The sequence below is a fragment of the Streptomyces sp. NPDC003032 genome (assembly GCF_053591415.1).
Map to the genome: position 1 here is coordinate 167464 of NZ_JBSFTT010000018.1, position 10178 is coordinate 177641.

The window sequence follows — 10178 nt, forward strand, 5'->3', positions numbered from 1 at the left end:
TCCGACCGGCCCGCTCAGCGGGAACCGCGGTGTCACCTGCCGACGGGCTGGAGCTCCCGGTCGGTCTCGGCGTCGGGCGTGACCGTGTCGCCGAGGAGCTTGTGCAGCTTCTCGCCCTCCACGTCCACGTTCGGCAGCGCCTTGTCGAGCCAGCGCGGCAGCCACCACGCGGACTTGCCGAGAAGCGCGAGCACGGCGGGAACGATCGCCATGCGGACGACGAACGCGTCGAAGAGGACGGCGACGGCCAGACCGAAGCCCATCATCTTGATCATGTCGTCGTTCTCCATGATGAAGCCGGAGAAGACGCTGATCATGATGACCGCGGCCGCGGCCACGACCCGCCCGCCGTGGGTGAAGCCGGTCACGACCGACTCGCCGGGGCGCGCCCCGTGGACGTACGCCTCGCGCATCCGCGTCACGAGGAAGACCTCGTAGTCCATCGCGAGGCCGAAGACCACGCCGATCATGAAGATCGGCATCATGCTCATGATCGGACCCGGCTGGTCGACGCCCACGATGTCCGCGAGCCAGCCCCACTGGAAGACGGCGACGACGGCGCCGAGCGCGGCGGCCACCGAGAGCAGGAAGCCGAGCGCCGCCTTGAGCGGAACCAGGATCGAGCGGAAGACCAGCATCAGCAGGAGGAACGCCAGCCCGACGACCAGGCCCAGGTAGGGCAGGAGCGCGTCGTCCAGGGTCTGCGAGAAGTCGATGGTCATCGCGGTCTGACCGGTGACCAGGACCTCGGAGCCGGTGTCGGACCCGATGTCCTGCGCACTGGAGCGGATCGACTTGACCAGCTCCTCGGTCTTGTGGTCGCTCGGCCCGGTCTCCGGGACGACGCTCAGGATCGCGGTGTCGTCGGCCTTGTTGGGCGTGGGAGGCGTCACGGCGACGACGCCGTCGACCTTGGCGAGTTCCTCGCCGACGGTCTTGGCGGCGCCCGCCACCTCGGAGTCCTTGCTGACCGTGACCATCAGGGGGCCGTTGAAGCCCGCGCCGAAGGACTCCGACAGCATGTCGTACGCCTTGCGCTGGGTGGTGTCCGGCGCCGAGGTGCCCTCGTCGGGCAGGCCGAGTTCGAGGCTGGTGGCCGGGACGGCGATCACACCGAGGCCGACGACCGCGACGAGCAGGACGGCGAGCGGGCGGCGCAGCACGAAGCGCGCCCAGCGGGTGCCCAGCTTCGGCTTGGCGTTCGGGTCCAGGAGCTCGCTCGCGGACTTCTTGCGGTCCTTGCGGCGCAGCACCTTGCGGCCCGCGAAGCCGAGCAGCGCGGGGATCATGGTGAGCGCGATGAGGACGGCGACCACCACGGTGCCGGCTGCGGCCAGGCCCATCTTGGTGAGGATCGGGATGTTGACGACCGCGAGGCCGGAGAGGGCGACGACGACGGTGAGTCCGGCGAACACCACGGCGGAGCCCGCGGTTCCGGTGGCCCGGCCCGCCGCGTCCTCCGGCGTGCGGCCCTCGGCTATCTCGGCCCGGAAGCGGGAGACGATGAACAGGGCGTAGTCGATGCCGACTGCGAGGCCGATCATCATCGCCAGCGTGGAGGTCGTGGCGGAGAGGTCCAGGACACTGCCGAGCGCAGCAATGCCCAGGGTGCCGATGCCGACGCCGATGATGGCGGTGAGCAGCGGCATGCCCGCGGCGACCAGCGAGCCGAAGGTGAGGATCAGGACGACCGCGGAGATGGCGATGCCAATGAGTTCGGCGCTGCCGCCCATCTCCTGCTCGGCCATGACGGCGTCGCCGCCGGTCTCGACGGTCAGACCCGCCTCACGGGTCTGGTCGGTGGCCTTGGTCAGGGCGTCACGCGATTTGTCCGTGAGTTCGGTGGCGACCACCTTGTACGTCACCGAGGCGTACGCCGTGGTGCCGTCCTTGCTGACGGTCTTCGCCTTGTACGGGTCGTCGACGCCCGCGACCTGCGAGCCCTTGCCGATGGCCGCGACCATCTTCTCGACCTCGGCCTTGGGCTCGGCCGAGGTGATCTTCTGACCCTCGGGGGCCCGTATGACGACGCGGGCGCTCGCGCCGTCGGCGCTGGCGGCCGGGAAGCGCTTCTCCAGCAGGTCGAACGCCTTCTGCGACTCCGTTCCCGGCATCGAGAACGAGTCGGCGGGCGGGGCGGGGGCGGTCGAGGCCGCGACGCCCGCACCGACGAGCAGAGCCACCCAGAGCAGTGCCACATAGCGGCGCCGCCGGAAGGCGAGGCGACCTAGTTTGTACAGGAACGTAGCCACGGCGAAGGGGACTCCCGTCGGGTTGGGCAGGCAGGGGAAGACCCTCCGTCCGTGCGAATCGGCGCACGTCAGGGGGTCCAGCAGGATGCCTCTCCATCCTCACCGCCGATGAGGGGGCAAGAGTCCGACTGCGAGCCGGACTATCGGCCCACGGTCGGTGTACTGCGCTTGGTGGAGTGTCATCCCCTGGGAGGAGAGCCGATCACCTCGTCTCGTTCACAGGGTGCAGTCACGTGTCAACGCTTTCTTCGTCATTGGCGCGGAACTATCGCCTCCTCTTCACGGCGCACCTGCACGATGTCCCGGTTTGTTCGTCGGCTCCGGCCCGGTCGGCCCGCCGAGGATGTACGCGGGGGATGCGTGTAGCCGACTTCTCCGCCACGCGAATGGCCAATTCCAGCCGTTGGCCCTTCGCCGGCGGAGAGCGGGACGCCTCGGGTCAGTCCGCGGATCAGTCCGCGGATCAGTCCGCGATTCTCAGCGGACGGAAGAAGTCGCGCAGCTCGCGTGCGACCTGCTCGGGCTCCTCGTGCGCCATGAAGTGCCCGCCGTTGCGCGGCGTGCTCCAGTGGCGCAGATCGGTGAAGACGCGCTCGGCGAGGCTCTTCGGGTAGTGCGCGAAGGCCGGTTCATGGCTGAGGGTGACGGCGCCGGGGACGGTGATGGGCGGCACCGGCCTGTTGTGCCGTACGTAGTCGTAGTACTGCCGGAAGGACGAACCGATGCTGCCGGTGGCCCAGTAGAGGGTGGCGACGGTCAGCAGGGTGTCCTTGTCCCAGCGGGATTCGAGGTCGCCGTCGCAGTCGCTCCAGTCGCGGTACTTGTCGACGATCCAGGCGAGCAGGCCGGCCGGGGAGTCCCGCAGCGCGGCGGCGATCGTGTCGGGCCGGGTGCACATGATCTCGCTGTAGCCCTGGTCGCCGGTGTCGTACGCGTCCAGGTGATCGAGGTAGGCCTGTTCCTCGGCGGTCGGCGGACGCGCGTCGAAGTCGGCGGAGACCACCGCGGAGGTGATGTGCACGCCGGTGACCTCCTCGGGGAAGCGGGCGCCGAGCCACTGCGTCACGCCGCCCCCGATGTCACCGCCGAAAGCGCCGAATCGCCGGTAGCCGAGGGTCCGGGTCATCAGCGCGTGCCAGATTCCGGCGACACCCTCGCGGGTGAACGGCCCCTCGGGCAGTCCGGAGTGGAGGAAGCCGGGCAGCGAGGGCACCACCACGTCGAAGGCGTCGGCGGGGTCGCCGCCGTGGGCGCCGGGGTCGGCGAGCCGCCGGGCGAGCTCCAGCATCTCGACGTAGCTGCTCGGCCAGCCGTGGCTGAGGATCAGGGGCAGCGGCGCGGGGGCGCCGTCGGGCCGCGCGCCGCGCAGATGCACGAAGTGGACGGACGCGCCCGCGACTTCGGCGACGCGGTGCGGGAAGGCGTTGAGCGCGGCCTCGGCGGCGCGCCAGTCGAAACCGTCCGCCCAGTGGGCGACGAGGCCGCGCAGGTAGTCGGGGTCGGTGCCCGCCGCCCAGTACGTCGGGTCGGTGGCCGTGGTGAAGAGGGTGCGCCGAAGGCGCGTGCGCAGGTCGTCCAGGACGTCGTCGGGGACGGAGACCTGGAAGTCACGGGCGGAGGCCTGCGAGGACGCGGCCTGCGAGGGCGTGGTGTTCACGGGTGTTTCGGTTCCTTCGCTCAGGAGGGGTGCGATCGCGGTGGGCGGGCGCTCCTGGGCGGCGGCGTCTGTCGGCGGCGTCCGTCGTGGTGCGGAAGGGACGGACGTCAGACGCGGACTGCGGTCAGGAGGGCCCGGGCGGAGTGCTGCGGGGCAGAGTGCTGCGTGGTCATCGGGCTCACCTCCTGGGGCTCTCGGATCGTGCGTGTGTACGTGCTCGCGTGCCACGCCTCGCGGGGCGCGCGCGTCGTCGGCGACTATACACACGTACTGGCCTACGCCACCCGGGAGTTGACGCGCGCGGTCGGTGGTCCATGGCCCGGGCGGCCACTCCCCCACCACACTGGACCCATGAACACCGAACAGACCGATGCCTACCTGCGGCGCATCGGCGCCGCACGCCCCACCGCCCCCACCGCCCAGGCCCTGCGCGAGCTGCACCTCGCACACCTGCGCAGCGTCCCCTTCGAGAACCTCTCGGTCCACCTCGGCGAGGAGATCGAGCTGACCGCCGAGGCACTGGTGGCGAAGGTCGTGCAGGCCCGCCGCGGCGGCTTCTGCTACGAGCTCAACGGCGCCTTCGGCGCCCTCCTGACGGCCCTCGGCTTCGACGTCACGCTGGTGCAGGCCCGGGTCTACGACGACACGGGGCGGCTCGGCATCCCCTTCGACCACCTGGCCCTGCGCGTCCGCACACAAGGCGGTGGGGACTGGCTCGCGGACATCGGCTTCGGCGCCCACAGCCATCTGCCGCTCGCGTTCGGCGAGCGGGGCGAGCAGGCCGACCCCGGCGGCACGTTCCGCCTCGTGGAGAGCGCCGAGGGCGATCTGGAGGTCCTCAAGGACGGCAAGCCGCAGTACCTGATCGACCCGCGTCCGCGCGTCCTGGGGGACTTCAAGAGCGGCGCCTGGTACCACCGCACCTCGCCGGACTCCCACTTCACCCGGTCCCTGGTCTGCTCGATCATCACCGGGGACGGCCGGATCACCCTCAGCGGCCGCACGCTCACCACGACCCTCGACGGCGAGCGGGAGATCACCGAGCTGGCCACGGAGGCGGAGGTGCTCGCGACGTACGAGCGGCACTTCGGCATCCGTCTGGAGCGGGAGCCGAGCATGCGGTAAATCGCGAATCCACGAAACCGCGAAACCGCGTCACCGTCTGGCGATGAGTTCCGGGCGGTGCGACGGTCCCCATAGAGAGAGCCGCAGACGTAGAGAGAGCCGCAGACGCGACAGGAGAGTGAGTGTCATGCCCCGGATCACCCCCAACCTCTGGTTCGACACGCAGGGCAAGGAGGCCGCGGAGTTCTACGTCTCGGTCTTCCCGAACTCGAAGATCGAGAACGTCTCGTACTACGGGGAGAACGCCCCGCGCCCGGCAGGCACCGTGCTGACGGTGGACTTCGTGCTGGACGGCAAGCCGTTCACGGCGATCAACGGCGGTCCGGAGTTCACCTTCGACGAGGCCGTCTCATTCCTGATCGACTGCGCCGACCAGGAGGAGGTCGACCACTACTGGACGAAGCTCTCCGAGGACGGCGGCTCGGAGGGGCCCTGTGGATGGGTCAAGGACAAGTACGGCCTGTCCTGGCAGGTCGTACCCGCCATCCTCGGCGAGCTGATGACCGGCCCGGACGCGGAGCGCGCCCAGCGCGCCATGCAGGCGATGCTCGGCATGAAGAAGCTCGACGTGGCCGCGCTCCAGGCGGCGGCCGACGGCAAGGCGTAGAGACCGGGGCGGGGGCGAAGTGGCACACGGCCGCGGCGGGTGATTGGCCCAGCCGCGGCCGTCACCGGCTGAATACCGTCGACGCATCCGACCAGGGCCGGCCATCAGGCCGCCGACTCCGGGAGCGTCGTGCCGACTCGTATCCTTCCGCCGCCGGGGGCGCCGCGCGTCCTCGCCGCCGCGCAGCTGAGCAACTCCGTCGGTGACGGCGCGTACTACGCGTCGTCGGCGCTGTATTTCACCCGGGTCGTCGGCCTCTCCCCCACGCAGATCGGGCTCGGCCTGACGGTGGCGTGGGCGATCGGCTCGGTGGCCGGGGTGCCGCTGGGCGCGCTCGCCGACCGGCGGGGGCCGCGCGGTACGTCGGTGTTGCTCGCCCTGGCCACCGGGGCGGCCGTCGGGTCGTTCCTCTTCGTCCGCTCCTTCCCGCTCTTTCTCGTGGCGGCTGTCGTCTACGCCGTCGCCCAGTGCGGTCTGGCCGCGGCCCGGCAGGCGCTGCTCGCGGGGCTCGTGCCGCCGGCGGAGCGCACGGGCGTGCTGGCCCGCCTCCAGTCGACGCTCAACGCCGGTCTCGCGGCCGGTGCCGCGATCGGCGGTCTGGCGCTGCGGTACGACACCGCCGAGGCCTACTGCGCGGTGTTCGCGCTGGACGCGGTGAGCTTCCTGCTCTGCGCGGCCTTGCTGCTGCGGCTGCCGGTGGTGGCCGGGGCGGCGGCGGTGACGGGGGCGGCGGCGCGTGGCGGTGGCGGTGGCGGTGGCGGGCCGAGGCTCGTGGTGCTCCGCGACCGCCCCTACGCGGTGGTGACGCTCCTCAACACGGTGCTGCTGCTGCGGATGCCGCTGCTCAGTCTCGCGATCCCGCTGTGGACGGTGGAGCGCACCGACGCCCCGGGCTGGCTGGTGTCGGCGCTGTTCGTCCTCAACTCCCTGGCGGTGATGGGCTTCCAGGTGCGGATGGCCCGTGGCGTCACCGGCCTGGCCGCGGCCGCGCGGGCGGTGCGCCGCTCGGGGCCGGTCATGTTCGCCTCGTGCGTGGTCTTCGCGGTGTCGGCGGCGGGGCTCTCGCCGTGGGCGGCGGCCGCCGTCCTGGTCGTCGGCGCCGTGTTGCAGGTGATCGCCGAGATGCGGCAGTCCGCGGGCTCGTGGCAGATCGGCCTCGCGCTGGCGCCCGCGCGGCACGTCGGCCAGTACCAGGGCTTCTTCGGCACAGGCGTACCGGTCGCCCGCACCCTGGGCCCGCTCCTGCTGACCTGGCTCCTGATGGTGGGGGGCGTGCCGGGGTGGCTGGTGCTGGGCTCGCTCTTCCTCGGGGCGTCGCTGCTGATGGGACCGGCGGTGCGGTGGGCGGAGCGGGCGGGGACGGTCGCGCAGGAGCGGGGGTACGACGCCGTGGGGCTGAGGGGGGTCAGTCAGTGAGGTCGAGCGGGGTCACCCCCGTGAGGTCGCGCGGTGGCACGCCATGAGGTCACGCCGGGATCAGCCCGTGAGGTTGAGCGTGAAGTTCTCGTGGTCTCCCACGTACAGCTCGCGGAAGCCGCGCGGGCTGCCGCCCGAGATCCCGGGCCGCCAGCAGCGGTTGAACGCCTGGTCCGGCACCTGTGTGACGTGCTGTCCTGCCCAGATGGGCCCGTTGTTCACCGCCTCGGCCACGTAGAACCACATCGGGCTGTACTCGTTGACGTCGTTGGCGTACACGAGCGCGCTGCGGCCCGGATCGATACCCCACCAGCCCATGATGTGCGGCCCGGTGCCGTGCAGGCAGGTGTTGTCGGAGAAGCCGATCGCGACGTAGACCCGCGTCCGGTACTTGTTGCTGATCGTCAGGCCCACGGTCTCAGTCCTCCGGCTCCGGCTCTCGCGCGCCCTCGGGGCCGCCGGGCGAGTGCCACGCCTCCCCGTGGGCGCCCTCCTGGGCCAGGGCCGGGAAGTCCTCGGCCCCGCGTACGAAGGGTTCGTCGCCGATCGCTCCGCGCGGATCGGCGGCGGACGCGGGCGGACCGGGCGGACCGGGCGGACCGGGCGGACCGGGCAGTCCGGCATCGTGGTTGTGGTCGTGGTTGTGGTCGTGGTCGTGGTCGTTCCCCATCGAGCACCCCCCTGCAAGGCAGTTGACGGCAGCCCATCGACTCCGAGCATGGGCCACGGGCGCCTTACCGGACAGCCCACCGAGTGACCGACATTCCTACGTCCTCACGCCTTGCGGGCCACCACAAGGCGCCAGCGCGGGCTGCCGTCGGGGCGTCTGCCGAACTCCTCCAGGGGCAGCAGCCGCACGTCGAACCCGGCGTCGGTGAGGTCCGCGCGCACACCGTCCAGGGGAAAGGTGCGGTAGTACATGACGAACCGGGGCCGCCACAGCAGGTTCCGCACGCGCATCGTCCCGTCGAAGCCGAGCAGCGCCCAGTGCCACGGCGAGGTGACGGGCTGCGGCGCGCCGATCGGGAACGCGAAGAGGCCGCCGGGGCGCAGCGCCCGGTGGACGCCGGCGAACAGGGCGGGACGCTCGGCCGGCAGGAAGTGGCCGAACGCACCGAAGCTGACGGCCAGGTCGAACCCCGCGGCGAACGGCAGGGCGCGGGCATCGGCCCGCACCCACTCGACCGCGGGGCCGCCCGCGTACGGCCTGCCCGCCGCCGGCCCACCCCGACCGTCCCCGCCCACCGCGTCCGCGGCGGCGGCCAGCATCCCCGCGCTGAAGTCCACGCCGGTGACCCGCTCCCGGCAGAGCGGCAGCAGCGTCCCGACCCCGGCGCCGGTCCCGCAGCACACGTCCAGGCCCGCGTCGAAGGGTCCGAGCGGGCGCAGCGCGTCGGCCGTCGCCGTGAGGAACCGGTCGGGTGTGCGAAACGGCGTGTGGTCGAACTTCGGGGCGAGCAGGTCGTAGCCGCGCTCGGTGGAGGAGAGCGCCTGAACGGCCAGTTCGCGCGGCGTGGGACCCTGGGAGGTGAACATCGGCTCCAGGGTAGTCAGGAAGGCGGCCCCGGGGCGGCGCGGCCGGGCGGGCGGCGCCGTGGCCGGTAACCGCCAAGAGGTCTACCGGGGGGCGGGACGGGTGGGGTAGAGGTGCACATCGCACGTCGCCCCAGACCCGTTCCTCACTCCCGGAGGTGCCCCATGGCCACAGACCGGCACAGGACAAAGACGCACAGGACAAGGACCGCATCGGGCAAGACCCGGTTCGACGACATCTACGACCAGCCGGACCCGCGCGCCTACTTCCGGACGCTGGCGCCTTACGCGTACGAGATCCCGCACCACGCCCAGGAGGTCTTCCGCCGCACGCGTGAGCTGCGCTCCCAGGTGCCCGGCGCAGAGGGCCCCGTGACGGTCCTCGACGTGTGCTGCTCCTACGGAATCAACGCGGCGCTGCTCAACCACGACCTCACGCTCGCCGACCTGTACGCGCACTACACCTCCGCCGGGACGGCGGCGCTCACCGCGCACGAGCTGGTCCAGTGCGACAAGGAGTTCTACGCCTCGCGGCGGCGCGCGGACGCCACGCCGGTCATCGGGCTCGACGCCGCGGCGAACGCCACTCGGTACGCCCTGGAGGTGGGGCTGCTCGACGAGGCGTATGCCGAGGATCTCGAACGGCACCCGCCCAGCCCCGGGCTGTGCCGGGCGGTCGCCCGCGCCGGGCTGATCACCGTCACGGGCGGTATCGGCTACATCTCGCACCGCACCTTCGACGCGCTGCTCGACTGTGCGCGGACGCAGGTGTGGGTGAGCGCGTTCGTGCTGCGGACCGTGCCGTACCGCCGCATCGCCGTGACCTTGGCCGCGCACGGCCTGCACACCGTCTCGGAGCCCTCGCGCACGTATCCACAGCGGCTCTTCACCAGCTCCGAGGAGCAGCGGGACGCGGTGCGGCAGGTGATCCTGGCGGGTGAGGATCCCGCCGGGCACGAGTCCGAGGGCCGCTATCACACGCGGCTGCACGAGTCCCGGCCCCACGTGGACTGATTCTCGGGCCGCCCGGGGCTCGACCGATGGACACTTGCGGGCATATCGTGACACCAATGGCCGACTCGGACGTCAGGGGGGTCGCCATGGTTCAGGAACTGCTGACAGCAGGCGCCGCGGTCGCCTCGGGCTGCCTCGTGTACGGGATGGCGGCGGCCCGCGTGATCAAGCAGTACGAGCGCGGCGTGGTGTTCCGCCTGGGCCGGCTCTCGGGCCACGTCCGGGGGCCCGGCTTCACCATGGTGGTCCCGGGCATCGACCGGCTGCGCAAGGTGAACATGCAGATCGTGACGTTGCCGGTGCCCGCGCAGGACGGCATCACGCGCGACAACGTCACGGTCCGGGTCGACGCGGTCATCTACTTCAAGGTCGTCGACGCGGCCAGCGCGGTCGTGCGGGTGGAGGACTACCGCTTCGCGGTCTCGCAGATGGCGCAGACGTCGCTGCGCTCCATCATCGGCAAGAGCGACCTCGACGATCTGCTCTCCAACCGCGAGAAGCTCAACCAGGGCCTGGAGCTGATGATCGACAGCCCGGCCATCGGCTGGGGCGTGCAGATCGACCGGGTCGAGAT

General features: G+C 71.4%; 10 protein-coding genes. 5 read left to right on the forward strand and 5 right to left on the reverse strand.

The genetic code is table 11. The annotated features are described in order from the left end of the window. Nucleotides 1-32: 32 nt before the first annotated feature. On the reverse strand, nucleotides 33-2252 hold the full coding sequence (locus ACWDZ7_RS25140; protein WP_451799956.1) for an MMPL family transporter: 2220 nt from the start codon (nucleotides 2250-2252) through the stop codon (nucleotides 33-35). Between the two features lie 463 nt (nucleotides 2253-2715). Next, nucleotides 2716-3909, reverse strand: coding sequence for an epoxide hydrolase family protein (locus ACWDZ7_RS25145; protein ID WP_451799958.1), 1194 nt, complete (start codon nucleotides 3907-3909; stop codon nucleotides 2716-2718). A 351-nt stretch (nucleotides 3910-4260) separates the two neighbouring features. Between ACWDZ7_RS25145 and ACWDZ7_RS25150 the strand changes: the two genes are divergently transcribed. From ACWDZ7_RS25150 to ACWDZ7_RS25160, 3 genes are all read left to right on the forward strand, one after another. Continuing rightward, nucleotides 4261-5034, forward strand: coding sequence for an arylamine N-acetyltransferase family protein (locus ACWDZ7_RS25150; RefSeq protein WP_451799960.1), 774 nt, complete (start codon nucleotides 4261-4263; stop codon nucleotides 5032-5034). Nucleotides 5035-5161: 127 nt separating this feature from the next. Continuing rightward, nucleotides 5162-5641 (forward strand): VOC family protein, encoded by a 480-nt coding sequence (locus tag ACWDZ7_RS25155; RefSeq protein WP_451799962.1) that lies wholly within the window; start codon nucleotides 5162-5164, stop codon nucleotides 5639-5641. A 129-nt stretch (nucleotides 5642-5770) separates the two neighbouring features. Continuing rightward, entirely contained in the window at nucleotides 5771-7057 is a 1287-nt protein-coding gene (locus tag ACWDZ7_RS25160) for an MFS transporter (RefSeq protein WP_451799964.1), read from the forward strand. 60 nt (nucleotides 7058-7117) lie between these two features. Here the strand turns inward: ACWDZ7_RS25160 and ACWDZ7_RS25165 are convergent, their stop codons facing one another. The 3 genes from ACWDZ7_RS25165 to ACWDZ7_RS25175 all read right to left on the reverse strand — a co-directional run bounded on the left by ACWDZ7_RS25165 (nucleotide 7118) and on the right by ACWDZ7_RS25175 (nucleotide 8593). Next, complete coding sequence (locus tag ACWDZ7_RS25165) at nucleotides 7118-7471, reverse strand: DUF1036 domain-containing protein (protein ID WP_451799966.1); 354 nt, start codon at nucleotides 7469-7471, stop codon at nucleotides 7118-7120. Between the two features lie 4 nt (nucleotides 7472-7475). Continuing rightward, nucleotides 7476-7727 carry a hypothetical protein gene (locus tag ACWDZ7_RS25170; protein ID WP_451799968.1) on the reverse strand — a complete coding sequence of 84 codons (252 nt, stop codon included), beginning with the start codon at nucleotides 7725-7727 and terminating at the stop codon, nucleotides 7476-7478. Between the two features lie 104 nt (nucleotides 7728-7831). Continuing rightward, a complete protein-coding gene (locus tag ACWDZ7_RS25175; RefSeq protein WP_451799970.1) occupies nucleotides 7832-8593 on the reverse strand; it encodes a class I SAM-dependent methyltransferase in 762 nt (253 codons plus the stop codon). 162 nt (nucleotides 8594-8755) lie between these two features. Here ACWDZ7_RS25175 and ACWDZ7_RS25180 point away from each other — a divergent pair, with 162 nt between their 5' ends. Next, nucleotides 8756-9604 carry a hypothetical protein gene (locus ACWDZ7_RS25180; RefSeq protein ID WP_451799972.1) on the forward strand — a complete coding sequence of 283 codons (849 nt, stop codon included), beginning with the start codon at nucleotides 8756-8758 and terminating at the stop codon, nucleotides 9602-9604. 86 nt (nucleotides 9605-9690) lie between these two features. Beyond that, nucleotides 9691-10178: SPFH domain-containing protein (locus ACWDZ7_RS25185; RefSeq protein ID WP_451799984.1), on the forward strand; the 488-nt coding region annotated here is incomplete at its 3' end.